This is a genomic window from Bianquea renquensis (genome assembly GCF_014384895.1).
Lineage (GTDB): Bacteria > Bacillota > Clostridia > Lachnospirales > Bianqueaceae > Bianquea > Bianquea renquensis.
The window spans coordinates 66,065-83,244 of sequence record NZ_JACRSQ010000003.1; the positions used below are offsets into that span (position 1 = coordinate 66,065).

The 17,180-nt window shown below is 50.9% G+C and carries 16 protein-coding genes; 1 reads left to right on the plus strand and 15 read right to left on the minus strand.

Annotation, left to right across the window (positions count from 1 at the left end; genetic code table 11):
• Positions 1–12 precede the first annotated feature (12 nt).
• Positions 13–1,899, plus strand: coding sequence for a glycoside hydrolase family 36 protein (locus tag H8730_RS03195; RefSeq protein WP_177719366.1), 1,887 nt, complete (start codon positions 13–15; stop codon positions 1,897–1,899).
• A gap of 51 nt (positions 1,900–1,950) precedes the next feature.
• Here H8730_RS03195 and H8730_RS03200 read toward each other — a convergent pair whose 3' ends face one another.
• From H8730_RS03200 to H8730_RS03270, 15 genes are all read right to left on the minus strand, one after another.
• Positions 1,951–2,583 carry a cytidylate kinase-like family protein gene (locus H8730_RS03200; protein WP_177719367.1) on the minus strand — a complete coding sequence of 211 codons (633 nt, stop codon included), beginning with the start codon at positions 2,581–2,583 and terminating at the stop codon, positions 1,951–1,953.
• 20 nt (positions 2,584–2,603) lie between these two features.
• On the minus strand, positions 2,604–3,593 hold the full coding sequence (locus H8730_RS03205; protein WP_177719368.1) for an ABC transporter ATP-binding protein: 990 nt from the start codon (positions 3,591–3,593) through the stop codon (positions 2,604–2,606).
• Positions 3,590–4,609, minus strand: a complete 1,020-nt coding sequence (locus tag H8730_RS03210; protein ID WP_249289366.1) for an ABC transporter ATP-binding protein — start codon at positions 4,607–4,609, stop codon at positions 3,590–3,592. Before H8730_RS03210 ends, H8730_RS03205 begins: the two co-directional genes overlap by 4 nt.
• Positions 4,610–4,628: 19 nt before the next feature.
• Positions 4,629–5,531 carry an ABC transporter permease gene (locus H8730_RS03215; protein WP_177713545.1) on the minus strand — a complete coding sequence of 301 codons (903 nt, stop codon included), beginning with the start codon at positions 5,529–5,531 and terminating at the stop codon, positions 4,629–4,631.
• 13 nt (positions 5,532–5,544) lie between these two features.
• Positions 5,545–6,513 (minus strand): ABC transporter permease, encoded by a 969-nt coding sequence (locus H8730_RS03220; RefSeq protein WP_177713546.1) that lies wholly within the window; start codon positions 6,511–6,513, stop codon positions 5,545–5,547.
• A 40-nt stretch (positions 6,514–6,553) separates the two neighbouring features.
• On the minus strand, positions 6,554–8,158 hold the full coding sequence (locus H8730_RS03225) for an ABC transporter substrate-binding protein (protein ID WP_177713547.1): 1,605 nt from the start codon (positions 8,156–8,158) through the stop codon (positions 6,554–6,556).
• 118 nt (positions 8,159–8,276) lie between these two features.
• Positions 8,277–8,534, minus strand: coding sequence for a hypothetical protein (locus H8730_RS03230; protein WP_177713548.1), 258 nt, complete (start codon positions 8,532–8,534; stop codon positions 8,277–8,279).
• Positions 8,535–8,546: 12 nt separating this feature from the next.
• Positions 8,547–9,476, minus strand: coding sequence for a nitrilase-related carbon-nitrogen hydrolase (locus H8730_RS03235; protein WP_177713549.1), 930 nt, complete (start codon positions 9,474–9,476; stop codon positions 8,547–8,549).
• Between the two features lie 297 nt (positions 9,477–9,773).
• A complete protein-coding gene (locus H8730_RS03240; RefSeq protein ID WP_177713550.1) occupies positions 9,774–9,914 on the minus strand; it encodes a hypothetical protein in 141 nt (46 codons plus the stop codon).
• Between the two features lie 17 nt (positions 9,915–9,931).
• Positions 9,932–10,603, minus strand: coding sequence for an RloB family protein (locus H8730_RS03245; RefSeq protein ID WP_177713551.1), 672 nt, complete (start codon positions 10,601–10,603; stop codon positions 9,932–9,934).
• Positions 10,593–11,888 carry an AAA family ATPase gene (locus H8730_RS03250; protein WP_177713552.1) on the minus strand — a complete coding sequence of 432 codons (1,296 nt, stop codon included), beginning with the start codon at positions 11,886–11,888 and terminating at the stop codon, positions 10,593–10,595. Before H8730_RS03250 ends, H8730_RS03245 begins: the two co-directional genes overlap by 11 nt.
• Positions 11,889–12,183: 295 nt before the next feature.
• Complete coding sequence (locus H8730_RS03255; protein ID WP_177713553.1) at positions 12,184–13,398, minus strand: helix-turn-helix domain-containing protein; 1,215 nt, start codon at positions 13,396–13,398, stop codon at positions 12,184–12,186.
• Between the two features lie 82 nt (positions 13,399–13,480).
• Entirely contained in the window at positions 13,481–14,278 is a 798-nt protein-coding gene (gene eutC, locus H8730_RS03260) for an ethanolamine ammonia-lyase subunit EutC (protein ID WP_249289368.1), read from the minus strand.
• 18 nt (positions 14,279–14,296) lie between these two features.
• Positions 14,297–15,658 carry an ethanolamine ammonia-lyase subunit EutB gene (locus H8730_RS03265; protein ID WP_177713554.1) on the minus strand — a complete coding sequence of 454 codons (1,362 nt, stop codon included), beginning with the start codon at positions 15,656–15,658 and terminating at the stop codon, positions 14,297–14,299.
• A gap of 20 nt (positions 15,659–15,678) precedes the next feature.
• Positions 15,679–17,103, minus strand: coding sequence for an ethanolamine ammonia-lyase reactivating factor EutA (locus H8730_RS03270; protein ID WP_177713555.1), 1,425 nt, complete (start codon positions 17,101–17,103; stop codon positions 15,679–15,681).
• Positions 17,104–17,180: the final 77 nt, after the last annotated feature.

Consider the following 17,180-nt stretch of genomic DNA (forward strand, 5'->3'; position numbering starts at 1 on the left):
GAGGATATACCGATGATCTTAACGATTCAAAATGAGAAGCCAGCTATTGTCCAGGAGGATGGGAGCACCGTCTTCCACTCCCTATACACTGGCACCCGATATTGGGGCGACATGTACAATGTATTAAAGGATTATCCCAGCCAGAGCTGGACTGTGCAGGAGTGTCCGCCGTTCACAGATATCAAAGATTTTTCTGTTCTGGGCAGGGAGGTTCGCTATTTTATCGCAGAATGTGAAAACAGCCGCCTGTACGCTGCATTGAGCGGGACAAATGCACTGCTCCGCACCGAAACGCGAAATACTGGCGATGACAAGGACCCGGAAACTGTGATTGCGCTGGGCGGAATGTATGCCGACCGCCTGGACCGCGCCATGCGCAACGGATATACGTCCTACAACGGCGTTCTCCTCTTTGACATGAATTCGCGCACGGCGGTTCAGCGCTTTACAGAAAATGATTTCTGCGAGAGCGCGGTCCATATGCCCATCCTCGATTGCGCCGGCAGGGCGCTGAATTTCGGATTTGTCTCCTTTGAGCGATACTTTTCCAGTGTGTTTGCCTGCGAAAATGGAATAATCGAGCTGCGCCACCTCCTCGAAGGGAGAAAACTCAAGGCCGGTCAGATGCTCCGCTCCGACTGGATGCTGCTCTCCCTTTACGGCGACATGACAGCAGAATTGCCGTCCTATACCCGATTCATCCACGATTTTAATCGGTTTGTTGACCGCCACGCCGGCGTGCCCTCAGGCTACAGTTCGTGGTATTACTATATGGACAATATCAATGAGCGCATGGTATATGAGAACTTGACGAAAATTGATGAGATTCGGGACCGTGTGCCCCTACAGGTTTTCCAGATCGATGCCGGATGGGCGGAAGGCAATCACAATGGGCAGACGAATGTACAGCGTTTCCCACAGGGGATGAAATTCTATGCTGACCAGATCCGCTCCCACGGATTAATCCCAGGGATCTGGCTGTCGCCCTTCAATTTTGAGCGGAACGGAGAAATCGCCAAGACCCATCCCCATTGGTTTGTCAAGAATGCCGACGGCGAACTCGCTGTTCGTGGCGATTACGTCATGTTGGATGTGACCCACCCGGAGGCGAAGGAATATGTGCGCCAGCTATATCACAAGATAACCTACGATTGGGGATACCGGTATCTGAAGATTGACATCGTGAGCGATTATATGACTGCCGGCGTGTATCACGATCCGGACGCCGGCGCTCTCCAAAATGTGCGGGAGTATTTCCGCCTGGCGCGGGAAGCGAGTCACCCTGACACCTATATACTCGCCTGCACAAGCCCCCTATTTGAGATCGCAGAATTTGTGGACGGGATGCGGATCTCAGTGGATATCTTTGAGCGCTGGGAGTCCCTCATTAAAGAGTTTAACCTGACGCTGAAGCGCTATTATATGAACGGAAATCTGTTTATAAGCGATCCCGATTGTCTGATGATCCGCAAAAAGGAAAATGAGGATGGGGATTGCCGTCGCTATTGCTCTCGCACCGATGAGGAAATACGCACCTTCCTGACCGCAATGTATGCTGCGGGCGGGGCGCTCTTTCTCTCCGACAAGCTGCCCCTCATGGAGGAGGCGCAGATCGATCAATACGCGCGCCTCTTCCCGGTAGGAGACCGCACGGGGCGTCCCCTTGACCTGATGGACTCCTTTATCCCTGGTGTCCTCGACCTTGGCTATGAAGGTGATGTGCGCACTGTTGCGTTTATCAATTGGGGGGAGCGCGAACGCACCTTCCACATTGATCTGAATGGCCTCCACAGCGCGGTGGAGCACTGGACCGATGAGCAACTGGGGAGCTTCGAGGGGGCCTACCAGGTCACCCTTCCGCCCCACGGCTCCACTCTTGTCCATTTTCAGCAGATGTAACCGGCAAGATCCTTTTTTGGACGGCCGCATTGTACAGCTATGAGCGCGGCATCACCCTGTCTGTCCGCACCGCAGCGCCACATAGCTTTTAATGACTTTGATACAGTTATCCTTGCCCACTTTTTCAGCGTTGAGCGTCAAATCATAGTTGACCGGATTGGTCCAATAATTGCCCCCCGTGTAGTGCTTATAGTAATCCGCACGGTATTTATCCGTCTTCGAGATAAGCTTATCCGCCTCCCGCCCTGAGACCCCCATCCTGCGGACTACATTGTCGCGACAGTAGGGCCTGGGCGCCTCAATGTAAAAGCTAAACACATTTTCATGGTCCCGGAGCACGAAATCGGCGCACTTTCCCACGATAACGCAGGACTCTGTATCAGCCAGCTGCCGGATAATCTTGGCCTGGTATTCAAACAGCGTGCGATCCGACATAAAATTTTTCGTAACCGGATTGGCATTTAAGGCTCTTGGCAGCTCCTGCAATGTGCCTAGCAAAGCTTTCGGCCGCAGCCTCTCATCGATCTCCTGAAAATGTGCCTCGTCCAGTCCGGCAAGCTGCGAGGCGAGAGACAAAATCCGGTTCTCATAGCAATGAATTCCTAAATCCTTTGCCACCGCAGACGCAATCTCCTTGCCCCCGCTGCCAAACCCTCTTGCTATGGTGATAACAAAATTTCCCATTCCGTGTGCTCTCCTTTCCCTTATATTTGCCCGGCCTTTGCGCAGGCGACTTTATGGCCCTGTGCGACCTCCCGAAAAGCCGGCACTACATAAGTACATTCCTCGGTTGCATAGGGACAACGGTTGTGGAATACACAGCCTGACGGAGAGTTGATGGGGGACGGAATGTCGCCTGGCAATACGATCCTCTCTTTTTTCACCTCCGGGTTTACCTCCGGAACCGCCGACAACAGAGCGCGGGTATAAGGATGAAGCGGATTCGCAAACATCTCTTCGCTGGGCGCCTGCTCCACCATATGGCCGAGGTACATGACGCCAATGTGGTCGGAGACATATTTGACGACGCTCATGTTATGGGAGATAAAAATGTACGTGATCCCCATCTTTTCTTTAATCTCCGCCAAAAGGTTTAGAACTTGGGACTGGGTGGATACATCCAGCGCCGACACCGGCTCATCGCAGATAATCATCTTGGGGTTCAGGACGAGCGTTCTGGCCAGGCCGATCCGCTGCCGCTGACCTCCAGAAAATTCATGGGGATATCGCGTGTATTGATCTGGCCGGATTCCCACCTTGGAAAGCATCTCCATGGCGCGATCCCGGTACTCTTTATTGCTGTCATACATCTTGAAGATGCGCATGGGCTCTTCTACGATCTTACCGATCTGGATCCGCGGATTCAGCGACGTGTACGGATCCTGAAAGATCATCTGCAGTTCCCGCCGTAGCATACGCATTTCTCCGGAGGGCAAGTTTGTTATATCCCGCCCCTTATATTCGATGGTCCCCGATGTGGGCTCAATGAGGCGCAGCACGGAGCGGCCCGCTGTACTTTTTCCACATCCAGACTCTCCCACGAGTCCCATAGTCTCACCCTCCCGTACCTCGAAGGAAACGTCGGTCACAGCATGGACGGCGACTTTGGACTTTTTAAACACCCCTTGGTTGATGGGAAATTCTTTTGTCAGATTTGTGACCCGCAGCATGGCACGGTTCTCTCCCCCCATCATAACGCCCTCCTCTCCCTCAAGGAGGTTGCCCCCTCAAGATTTGGATTCCAGCAATAGGCGCAGTGCCCGTTCTCTGATTCCACCAAAGGCGGGGGACACTCCTGACACCGATCCATCGCCCGCTCACACCGGTCATAAAATCGGCAGCCCTTCGCCGCCTTATCCATTGCCGGAACGGAACCTTTTATCATGTATAATTTTTTCCGCTTTTCCGTCTCCAGCGTTGGGATGGAGGCGATTAAGCCGGCAGTGTACGGGTGAAGCGGCCTCTGAAAAATGTCTTGGACTGGTCCGTTCTCAATAATCTGTCCCAGATACATGACAACGACACGGGTGCACACCTGCGATACGACGCCCAGATCATGGGTGATGAGAATGACACCCATGCCCAGCCTGTCATGAAGTTCACAGATGAGTTCCATAATCTGCGCCTGAATGGTGACGTCCAGGGCAGTGGTCGGCTCGTCCGCAATTAACAATTTGGGCTCGCACGCCAGTGCCATGGCGATCATGGCCCTCTGTCGCATACCGCCGGACATCTCGTGGGGATAGGCGTGAACCCGCTCTTCCGGAGCGGGAATCCCCGTCAGCTCCAGGAGCTGGACTGCCCTCTCCATCGCTTGTTTTTTCTTGATCCCCTTATTGTGAACGCGGATGGCCTCCGCAATCTGCTCCCCTATGGTAAAGACCGGGTTCAGCGAGCTCAGCGCATCCTGAAAGATCATCGCAATCTCATTGCCCCGTATGCTTTGCATGTCACGCTCTGAAAGCTCCAACAGATTCGTATTTTTAAAATTGATCTGTCCTGTATAGGTAACCTGCTTCTTCTCATCATATAGGCGCAGGATGGATTGGGATGTTACGCTTTTTCCACATCCGGATTCTCCCACGATTCCAAGAATCTCCCCGCCGCCGACTTCGAAGGAAACGCCGTCGACAGCGGTAATCCTGCCGCGAATCGTGTGGAATACCGTCTTCAGATCCTTTACCTCCAGCAGCTTTTCTTTCTGCGTCATGGAAATCCCCTCCAAATGTTTAATGGGACGATGAATCCAGCATATCGCGAAGTCCATCGCCCAACAGGTTGATACCGAGAACGAGTAACACCATAATGGCTCCGGGAATGAAGGTAAGATATGGAGCCGTTGTGATAATGGACACACTCTTTGCCTCATAGATGAGCCTTCCGAGGCTTGGCATATCGCTCGGAATCCCAACGCCCAAAAAGCTCAGCGAAGCCTCCACGATGATGGAGGATGCGAAGATAAATGTCATCTGCACAATGATGGGTGACATGATATTGGGCAGGATATGCCGGAACAGAATTCTAGGCCATCTGGCCCCGACGGACCCACAAGCCTCGATATACGTCATCTCCCGGACCGATAGGGTTGACGCCCGGGCAACGCGGGCGATGGCCGGCGTATAGATAACGGTGAGCGCAATGATAATGTTGGATATCCCTGGCCCGAAGATGGCGACAAAGATTAGCGCCAGCAGAATCGCCGGAATGGACGTCAGGGCGTCGCATATCCGCATTAGAATGTTATCCAAAAATTTAAAGTAACCGGCCAGCAATCCCAATATCACGCCAAATACGGTGGCACAGATGGACACGAAAAATCCCACCATGAGAGATATCCGCACGCCAAACACACAGCAGGAATACAGGTCACGGCTCTGATCGTCCACTCCAAACCAGTTCTGAGCCGTTGGCGCAGACCGCCTGAGGGTTGAGAGCTCCGGGTTGAAGGTATAGTTATAGTTGGGCGAGATGGACGCCCCGAAAACGGCAAACAGAATGAGCAGCAGGGTTAGGATGGCGCCGGCCACTGCAAACTTATTCTTGAAGAATACTGTCAGCCGCAGCTTGGCTGTCTCGCTGAGATGCACTCCTTTTCGATTTCCCTTTGTCACCATGACCGCCTCTTGTTTCATAGGGATTCCTCCTTTAGTTTACAGCCTTGCCCGCTACGCGCACCCGCGGGTCAAACACCCCATAGAGCAGATCCACCACCAGGTTGATGACGATAAAGATGAGGCAGATCGTCATGACGAACCCCAATATCATGTTATAGTCGCTCTTGTTGATATACTTAATCAAGAGCACGCCCATTCCCGGAATATTGAAGAACGTCTCCACGACAGCGGCACCGGCAAGCATGGAGGCAAAGGTCTGTCCGATCACTGTGAGGATGACGTTAAAGGCGTTTTTCAGCGCATGCTTATAGAAAACCTTGCTCTGCCGTAAGCCCTTCGCCTTGGCTGATTTTATATAGTCGGTTCCCAGGACGTCCAGCATTGCCGATCTCGTCATCCTGGTCACGTACGCAATATTCAGAACCGACAGGGAGGCCACCGGCAAGATCATATAGCGGATAAACTCCCCCGCTCCCCCCTCCAATGGCGACCGGTAACCGGCCACCGGCAACACCTTCCACTTTGCTGCAAAAATAAACATGAGGACAGCGCACAGGACAAAAACCGGAACCGAGATGCCAAGCAGCGATGCTGACACCACCGCGCCATCCCCGACACCGTTTTTATGTTTTGCCGCAAAGATTCCCAGCGGAATCGCAATCACCAGAACCACCACCATGGAGATGGAGGCCAGGGCGAAGGTGGGGCCAAGGCCGGATATGACCTGTTTGGCCACCACCCCCGTCTCCCCCTTGTCGATAAATGACTGTCCCATATCCCCCATGACAAAATGAATGAGCCACGTCCCATATCGCGCCAGAAATGGGGCGTCTAGTCCATATTCCTCCAGCTTCGCTTGATACTGCTCCTCTGTATAGTCCGTGCCGAGAGCCTGACGCGCCGGATCTCCCGTGGCATCGATAAGAAAATACACAACGAACGACACAAGCACAAAGGTGATGATGCTAGTGCCAAGCCTCTTCAACAAATATTTCGCCATAGCAGATTACAGCCTCCTTCTCGCCCGGCAACCGTTGCGCCTATTTGGCAACCTTTACGCCCCAAAGGACAACACCCATAAACGCATTAAAGTTTTCTACCTTTTCGCTGGCGATATCGCAGTAGTAATAGTCGCCGTATTTGATGATAATGTGCTTCTCAGCACAGAACGCCTGCAACTCTTCCCATGCCGCGTACGCTTCATCAAAACTTGTGGCCGTGTCATAGGCGGCGAAACGCTGGCTGAAACCGTCCACATTTGTAGCGCCGCTGAGAGGCGAGTACAGATAGGAGCAGATCGTGGGGTTGTACATTACGGCGTAGCTCATGACAAACATATCGTAGCCTTCGAAGGTCAGAACCTTGTTAAGCCAACCACTCCAGTCGTAGGTCTCTAATTTTACATTGAAGCCCACGGCCTCCAGCTGCTGCTGGAGAATCTTGGACGCCCGGTCCAATTCCGGATACGCGCTGGTGTTTAAGATGACGATTTCTTCCCCATTATAGGAGCTTTCTGCAAGCAATGATTTCGCTTTCTCCTGATCCTGGCCATACTCGCTGTCGGCCACATCCGTATGCCATTTCGATTCTGGCGCAAGGTAACAAGCGTCAGTATAATAATACTCACTGTCAAAAATTGAGGCGGATGAGACAAGTTCCGGGTCCACAGCGTAATACGCCGCCGCGCGGATGGTATCATCAGCAAAGAGGCTGCTATATAGGTTAAAACTAATGCCGCCGTTGCAGCCCATATCGGTTATTAGCTGGAGCCCATAGCTCTGGGCGTCCCCTTTGGCCGATTCAATATCGCCGTAGTCCAGATTTGTCAACATATCATATTCCCCTGTCTCCACGCCCACAAGCCGAACCGAGGATTCCGGCACAAAGTAGAAGGTACATGTATTGAAATACACGGTTCGATCTCCCCACTGTCCATCAAGGGGATACGCGGTCCCGGATTCGTCCACCGGCGGTTGATAGTCCTCAAACTTTGTCAGGGTGATGGATTCTCCCGGTGTATAGGACTCATACTTAAGCGAACCGGTGCCGATGTATTCGCTGACATTTCCCGCGCCTGCCGCTTCCACCACCTCGGCCGGCATAATGACCGCCGACTGGGCTGGATTGGCGAGAAGCTCGGTCAGCGTAACGCAGGGCTGACTGAGCTTGATTCCCACCTGATAGTCGTCAATCCTATAGAATTCTGAATCGATGACACGGTTCGCATACGCTGTGTACCCAAGCCAACGGTTCAGCGAGGCAACCACATCATCCGCCTTCATCTCCTTCCCATTGTGAAAGGTAACGCCCTGGCGAAGGACAAAGGTAAAGTCCGTATAGTCGTCGTTCACCGTGTAGGATTGGCAGAGCTGCGGCTTTGCCTCATAGTTTTGGTCCAACTCAAAAAGCATTTCATAGATATAGCGGGTCACATCACGGCAGGCGGTCGTTCCCGTGGTGTGCGGGTCCAGCGCCGGCGGTTCAACTGGGATGGCAACTTTGATCTCGTCTTTATATTCGATTTCACCGTTGGCCGCAGGGGTTGTGGAATCGGAGGACGCCCCTCCGCCCTTGCACGCTGCCAGTATGCAAGCCATTAAGGCCGCCACAAGAAATAAGGCGGCACTCATTTTCAGTCGTTTCATATGGATCCTTCCTCTCTCTTCAATGTCATTTACAATCTAAGGAAAAAGGGGCTGAGCAAGAAGCATTCGCTTCGAGACTCAAACCCCATTGTTCGATCATCGCATATTCGTTTATAGTTTAGTAACCGAGTTTCTCTTTTAGCTCCGCCGCGCTTGCGGAAAGATAGGCCTGCCTCAGCTGCGTGTAATTTTCAATTTCATTGGGCCCCAGCTTCGCAAGAATTTCCTGTAACGGCGTACACTGGTCAAAATCTGTTTTGACACAGATCCCATCTGCTTTTTTCACGGCGGCTTCCCGTGAGATCGGGAAAGAGATTGCCGCCTTTTCAACGGCTTTCAAAAAGAAATGTTCCTCTTGAATAAATTGCTTTTCCATGGAAGGCACCCCCTAGTTTTCTTCTCCGCTGTGCGCACTGTAAAAGGTATAATCGCTCAAGTCCAGCCCAACGCCCTTTTGATCCGCAGAACAAGCGCCGCGATGGTATGCTGTCCAGAGTAAATTGGAACCGCTGATGCGGGCGGCATCCACTGCCATAGGCGAGATTGCGCCTGTGAACACACAGGGCATTCCCCTCGGCGCTTCGTAGGTAATCATTCCCATGGGATCAACTGCCATGGAACCTCCAAAAAAGGAGTATCCCTCATCGGTACAGACGGAGTTTACGCCGATCACATAGTAACTATTAAAAATCGCGCCGGCCTGGTTGGTAATCTTCCACATTCTTTCGCCTGGAATCGGCCAGTGGGAAATATGAAATACCACATTGGCGCCCTTGAACGCCGCTTCCCGCCAACATTCCGGGTACAGCGCGTCGGCGCAGATCAGGATTGCGATTTTAGACCCTTTGGGTCCATTGCAGACCACCATATCCCGTCCGGGCTTTGTCGGTTCCATGGAAAGGGCCGGATTCATTTTGATGTATTGAGCCGCGATTTCGCCCTGGTCATTGACGACGATGGCTGTGTTTTCAATGTCGGAGCCATCCTCTGGCTTGATCCATGGATTGAAGATTCCCCACACCGAAAGTTCTTTGCATTTGGCGCAAACTTTTTGGATCGGAACGGAATTGATGGCAATTCCAACTTGCAGCCAGTTGACCGGCGCCATCCCCTGAAAGCAACATTCTGGAAATACGATGATATCGCATCCAGGGTTCCCCACAACCGCTCGATCCATCCACTGAAGAATGCGGTCTGCGTTTTGATCCACCTCTTCAAGAGTATTGGCGCTGATGGGATCAAACTGAACCGCCGAATAGGAGAGGATGCCATTTCCTATATCCGGTATCGCCGCGCTGTTTCCACCGTGATTGCTCATTTTAATTCCTCCATTCCGTATTGATTCCCTGAAAAACGAAAGGAGCTTTCCTCAAGAGCATGGCTCCCGGGAAAACTCCTTTGTTTGCTTTTAGTATACTGCATTATGCCCAAAAATGCAATTAGATTTTTGGACATAAAATCATATCAACCTTTGTTCAAGGTTATAAGCATTCAAATTATATCCAATTTTTTCTTTTATTTTTTGTATAGTATTTTATTTTGCCGGCGGCAAATATCTTGTAATATAACTGGTGTTTTCCTGTAAACATTAATCCCCCAAGGATATGTATCTTTTTCATAATGAAAAATCACGGTCTCCTTGTTCTGAGTTTTCAATGTCGTTCTGCAATATTTCACGCTTTTCTCTTAAATCCTCAACCTCCTCATCAATCTTAATTTCTTTATAAAAGTCAGAAAATTGTTTCTTTAATTTCATAAATTATATCCTCCTCGCTAGCAATTACATATTTTTTTACATATTTCTTCCACCAACCGCTGCACCATACAAGCCGGGCACATCTCCGATGGCTTATTTTTCCCATCATCCAAGCACTTCTTATAGCACCGTTCCGCTATCTGAATTGCCTTCTCCTCATTCCCATACTGCACCAGCTTGCGGTAAATATTCTTATCCTTCTTAATATATTTCTGCCCCGTAACCTTCTCAAATTTATCCGCAAACCGGTCACAGCATGTATATGATTCCCATATTGCCGGCATCTCGCCAAAATAGGCATACATCCAAATCTCAAAGCAGGGATTGGACCAGCCTGCACCGATACCGCTTTTCTCTGCCGCCTGAATAATATCATCAAAATCCTTTACTTGGTCCCGGTCAAAGACAATCCATGGAATACGGTACTGCGGCTCCATATTTGCAAGCTCTAGCGCCCGTTCCACCAGTTCTACCGTCTTGGTCTTTTCCACTTTTATCACCAGGCGATCTTTCAGTTCTGCCGGAATACTGTCCCGCAGGCCCTCAAAATAATTCTTCTCCGTCTCCTCTGTATCTGTCACAATCAGGTAATATCCCAACTCTGGTACTCTTGTTCCCACACGCTGGTTCCGGTCTTTTCTTTTCCCGGATCTGCGATCACTGAGCTTTCCTCCACTTTTATTCGCCATCCGCAGTTCTCCCTGTAAGCATCTTCATCGGTTTCAATGCCGGAATAGCGCCATAGTTTCCTGTCAGGTAGTTCTTTGCCAAAGCCTCGTCTCTGCGCACTTTATTACCGTCCTCGTCTTTAAACTCAGCCAGCGAATACAGTTCAGATACTCCATCCCCGTTTTTATTGACCATCCAGATTTCATCCCTACGCAGCAGTTCATTAGAAAACTGCCAAATATCATGGGTAGTAAAAATAAGCTGAGCATTCTGCGTATTAATTTCTGGCGATAAAAAGGTCAGTATAATATTCCTGACCAGCAATGGATGCAGCCTAGCATTCAGTTCGTCTATAAATAATGTTCCCCCATTATCCAGCACGTCTTTCAACGATGGATAAAGCGCAAACATTTTCAGTGTACCGCTGGATTCCTGCTTTAACGGAATGGAGGCCAGCTCCTGACTTCCCACTTTTTTATGGAGGGCATCAATTACAAAACTTTTGCTTGTATCCTTCTCGTCTTCCGGCGGCAGCTCCTCCACTTCAAAATCCTGTATTGACTCATCAAAGGAACCAAAATATTTTACCACATTCTCCTGCACTTCTTTCCTATCTACAAACCCGTCCGGAAGGACTCTAGAGCGAAAGAAGTTCTCTGCCGGATCACCAAAATCGATGGTATCGTTGTTTAGGAACCAATCCCTTACCTTCTTAAGTTTGGCAACCCGCAGCTTTGCTCCCAGGGAAACGATAAGCGATTCTTTATTCAGTGACACCTTAATATTCTCCACATGGTTCTTGGAAAACCCGTTCATTTCCAGCTCTTCGCCTTTTTTTCGGTAAAAGACAGTTCTGTAATTGTTTCTTGCAGTCTTGGCTTTGGAATACAGCCATTCTTCCACTACCTCATCCTCTTTTAAGGAAAAACCGTATTGGTATACCTTTCCAGTATTTTCAGAATTGTCTACATAAAAGACCTCAAACGTGGTCTCTTCATTGCGGCTATTATCATCAAACAGAAACGGAGTAACTTTCATATAGTCCGCCCTCTTTTTCCGGCGGCCTTCTTCCTCATCTCCAAATTTAAAAGACTCCGCCACATAATAGCTCATGTAGTCAAAGGCATCGTACACATTTGACTTACCGCTTGCGTTAGCGCCGTAAATAGCAGCTACTTTCAGCAGTTTATCATTTGCAATATCAACAACGTGATCCTCGTGTTCTGTTATTTTAGTTGCTGACAAGTCCAGCGACACCTCATCACGAAATGATTTGAAGTTCTTAAAGTTAAATTGTATCAGCATAATAATCTCCTCATTCTGATCATATAAGATCTTTATATTATAGTATATACCATTTTAATAAAAAATCAACATCTAATTTCAGAAAAACTTCAAATTGTACGTTGATTTTCTAAGATTTCTTCATTGATCATTTTACTGTAGCCGCCGAACGCGAGGTTGCAGGAATCCGCAATTTCCTTCATATCCGCCTTGCTTTCCCGTGCCAGCCTTCTCAAATCTTTCGCTTTTCCGCCGTTCTTGGTATCATCCATGAACGCACAAAACGCGGCTTGCCATTCCCTCGACAGACACCTCTTCAAAGAATGTGCAGAATCTTTTCAATTTCAATGCAGGTTATAATATTGGCGATCTGGGCCATGGACGAAAAGCTGATTCCCAATATCTCCTCTATGCGATGAATGCGGTATCGCAGGGTGTTTTTGTGGATGTACAGCAGTTCCGCCGTTTTGTCAACGGTGAAGTTGCAGGCGCAAAAGCAGCGCAAAGTGTCCAGCAGAATCCCTCCGTTGGCCTCGTCGTGATCCCGCAGCCGTCCCAGATGGTGATCATAAAACCGGCGCAGACACTCTGGATCGGGCATCTCCAGAAGGATCTGGGCAATCCCGATATTGTCAAACAGCATGACTGGATCCTGATTCCACCTGATGTTCTCCACTTGGATCGCCCGGATTGCCTGGAGATATGCCTCCCGATATTCCGTCAGACTGGCAAAAACGGAACTGATCCCCAAATGAAACCGCACGCCCTCCGTCTCGAAGGTTGTGATGGAATTCAATATCTGGCGGGCAAAGGTTTCCGTCTCGATGAATTCATGATCGGAATCCAGGGAAAGGGTCAGAACGATCTGCTCATCGTACACGGCCAGCATCCTGGAGGCGAAGTGGCGCTCATAGAGAACCCTGATTTTTTCACTGATACTGTCGAGCAATCCTCTGGAGATCGGGGCGGTGGCATCCGGTTTCCCGCCATCCGATGTGGCGCGAATCACTGCCACCTGGAAATTGCCATTGACATTGACGCCCAGGTTCTGCATCCGATAAATTCCGGCCGCGATATCGCTGGAGTGATCGCTTACGAGAAGGCGCACCACCTCCCCTGCATCCCCTTCCTGCCTATTACTCTTCATGCAATACCCTAGCACATCCTTGTACATTTGCGCATATTTCTTCTCGAAGGGAACCTCTAGAACTGGGATTCTATACTGATCGGCGAGATCTTTTGCCTTCCTTGGCAGATATGGGATGTACCCGGCGCTGAAGGAGATCATCACAGCCGCCACATTTTTCTTTTTGGCAGTCTTGAAGAACACGGTGAAATCGTCCACAAGATTTTTAGGAGCTGGGTGGTATTTTGCTAGCACACACAGATCCCCGTTGGACAATACCTGCGACGCCGTGTGAAGCATGGAAAAGCTAGCCCACGAGAGTTCATTTGTTACCCCCGCCTCGCCTGCGATCACGGTTACGCCCTGAAAGCTATCGAATTTTAAAATATCGGCCACTGTGACCATCCCTATGTTCCTCCCCTCTGCCGCTCATTTTTTCTATTGTACCACGGTCCATGCCATCTTGCAATACAATACAAAAGAACGGCTATAGCACAAGGCTATAGCCGCTGGCCTTTTGCTTGAGCATGGCCCGAATCATGTCGGCAATGGCAGCCGCCGCTTCAACAGGCGGGATTCCCACCGCGCTAATATTGGACACCACGTTGAAATCCGATTCTCTCATATGATAGCCCGCATTATATGCCATGTAGGCCGACATGCTCTTGGCCGTGAGAAGTCCCGGCCGCTCTCCCAACAAAATGCACGTGACCTTGGGATGCAATAGCTCCGCCACGGTTTTTGCAGTGTTCATCCGGCAATACCGGACGAAGAAGGGTGTGCCAACGGAGATGCCATCATACTCGAGAGAGGCGCGGATGGCAAAATATAAGTCCGGTACGTTGGCCTCAACCGCCGGTGAACAGAGGCCATCCCCTACATAAATCTCTACATCGGGATTGTGGAGGCAGCGCTCCGCGATGGTCCGCTTCGCCTCCTCATCAAAACTTCTTCCCAGATCGGGGCGCGTCAGCATATCATATTTATCTTTGCACTTCGTTCTCACTTCAAAGAATCCCAGCTTTTGGATAACCTCCTCCGGCACTTCCGCCATCACCGCGTCAGCCGCCGCGTATTGATCCGCCTGAAACCGCAGCGCCGCCGCTGTATGATAGCGCGGTCCCACATGACCGATTCCGATCCTGGCCGGCGTCGCCTTTTTCAGCTGGTCCAGTACCGCTGCACTTTCCGGCTCCGGCAGTTCGGAAAACTCCTGCATCGGAACCGCCGTCAGGTCAAGGTCGAGAATATCCTTCTGATTTCCTTTTGTCATGTTTTTATCCATACTGCATCGCACCCCCTGTCATTGAAATATGGTCGGGTCTCCCGCCCTTGCCGTCAATCTGCCGTTTTCCAGGATCCCCATGGTTTCAGCCCAGCGCTCAAATTCTCTGATCGGGTGCAGTCCAAATAGCTCCCGTATCGTTTGTATATCGTGAAAACCTGTGGTCTGATACATCAGCATCACATCGTCCCCCTCGGGAATTCCCATGACATAGGTACACCCTGCCGCCGCCATGATGGCAATCAGATTGTCCATATCATTCTGTTCCGCCTGCATATGGTTCGTATAGCAGCAGTCACAGCCCATGGGCAGGCCGTGCATTTTTCCACAAAATACGTCCTCAAGGGCGGCTCGGATAACCTGCTTGCCATCGTACAGATATTCTGGGCCCATAAAGCCCACCACTGTGTTGACCAGAAAGGGATGGTAATGGCGCGCAAGGCCGTAACAGCGGGATTCCATTGTCTGCTGATCTGTATCGTGATGGGAGGCGGAGGAGAGTTCCGATGCCTGTCCAGTCTCGAAATACATATAGTCGGGTCCCTGGGAGCTTGCACGCTCCTCCATAAGCGCCAGGGCTTCGCCAAGCATAGCGGCGCTCACGCCAAAAGATTCCAGCGCCTTCTGTGACCCGGCGATGGACTGGAAGCATAGATCGATGGGAGTCCCAGCCTCAGCGGCCTTCATCTGGGTTGACACGTGAGACAGCACACAGCTCTGGGTTGGTATGCCATACCGTTCCTGGACATCGTGCAGGACATTCAGCACCGCCGTCGTACTGTCAACCGTATCAACCGCAGGATTGACGCCTAGCACCGCGTCGCCACAGGCGTAGCTCAGTCCTTCCAGCAGGGATGCGGTAACCCCCAGCACGTTATCTGTGGGATGATTGGGCTGAAGGCGTGACGCAAATATGTGGCGTCCTCCGATGGTCGTATTGCAATGGGCGAACACCTCGATTTTTTTGGCGCCGTACATCAGATCCAGATTGCTCATCAATTTGGCCACACCGGCGATGACCTCGCTTGTCAGCCCTTTTGACCCTTGCAGAATCATCTGGGAGGTGGTATCGTAGGCTAAAATCCATTCCCGCAATTCCCCTATGGACATGGATTTGAATTTTTCATATTCCGTCAGATCAAGATCATCCTGAATGATTCTCGTCACCTCATCCTCTTCATAGGGAACGGACGGGTTTTCCCGGAGATCCTGTACCGTAAGCTCCGATAGGACAAGCTTTGCCGCCATTCTTTCCTTCGGGGAGGTGGCAGCGACGCCGGCAAGAACGTCCCCTGACTTCGGTTCGTTGGCCTTGCTCAGCACCTCTTTGACCGATGAAAAGTGAAATGTCTCTCCATACAGCGTACACCCTAGCTTCATTGTACCCCACACCTTTCGATTTATTGGAAGACCAAGGTCTTGACAACCACCGGCACCGCCTTGCCGTTGGCCACCGGCGGTCCGATATCAATAAAATCACCGTCATAACAGGCAACCCCGTCGACGCAGATAAAGGCCCGTCCTTTTTTCAGTCTCCGCTTTAATGCCTGACCCAGCGCTTTTCCCATATCCTCTTCCATCACGATTATAATGGGACCGTCATAGGCAAGCGCTGACTCAGCCTTCACAATCTCCTCCGCCAGTCTCTCAATTTCCCCAAAAGACGGGGTCTTAAGGCCATGAAAGGATACGGCACAGATCGGGCTATTGCCCAGAAGATCCGCCGCCTGAATGCTGCGCTGCATTTGCTGTGCAAAGTCCTCGATCTCTGTCTTTTCCGCTAGGGATAGACGGCGCACCGGAATGTTCTTTCGCGGAAATCCCCCATTTTGGTATTCAATGGTGCTGCCCGATAGCAGCATGGAGCAAGCGCCAGCGCCAATGACTGTCGCCCTCAAGGTTTGTGCGGCGGCAACCGTGCGCCCGTCTTTGAAAAATTCAGACCGGCGCAGGACCCTGCCCAGGATAACGCCTATGTCCCCAAAAGCAAAATCATCCCACGGTTGCCCTATACAGTCCGCCACGCCTCCGGAAAAGGTAAAGAGCTCCGGCTGGACGTGGATTCCGTGATTGGTCGCCATGTCAACCATGTATTTTGTTTTAGGCCCTAGCCCCACAGCGGACAACAGGATTTGACACAGGAGTTCACAGATCCGTTCCGCCATGGCTGCGCTTAGATGATCTCCAGCTTTAATGAAAATCCCTTCTTGTTCCAACAGTCCCTTCAGCTTATCCGCAATGTATGTGATCCGATTCTGCTGATCAAGGCGAATCAAACGCCCTCCAATATCAAAACAGCCGGTGGAGACCACCGTCCCACCGGAAAAGCAGGCTAGGTTGGTGGTTCCACCGCCGATGTCAAGATTGCAGCAGATTTTACCCAGGTTTTCAGGCATCTGCGAGATCTCCTGACATCCCGCTCCCTTCCCCGCGAGGATTGCCTCCAGATCAGGGCCCGCCGCCGCCACGACAAAATCCCCGGCAATCTCCGAGATCTCACGGCATACTGACCGCGCGTTTTGTTTGCGGGACGTTTCTCCCGTAATGATGACGGCGCCTGTATGAATCATGGCAGGGGTGAGACCCGCTCTTTCATATTCACGCTTGATGATTCTGCCCACAGCCGGCCCATCGATCTCGTCTTGACTCTTCAGAGGCGTAAAATACACTCTGCTTTGATACAGAAGTTCCTTTTGGACAATCTCGATTTTCGGCGTCACGCCATAGCCCCTAGTATTGTTTAAAGTCAGGCGGGAAAAGACAAGCTGCGTGGTCGTTGTCCCGATATCGATGCCCGCGCTTATGATCGTCTCCAAATCTGCCATGTCTCACACCCCTTCCCGTCAACTATAAAAAAATTATAGTACGGTCATTTTGAAAAGTCAAACACCTACGCCCATCT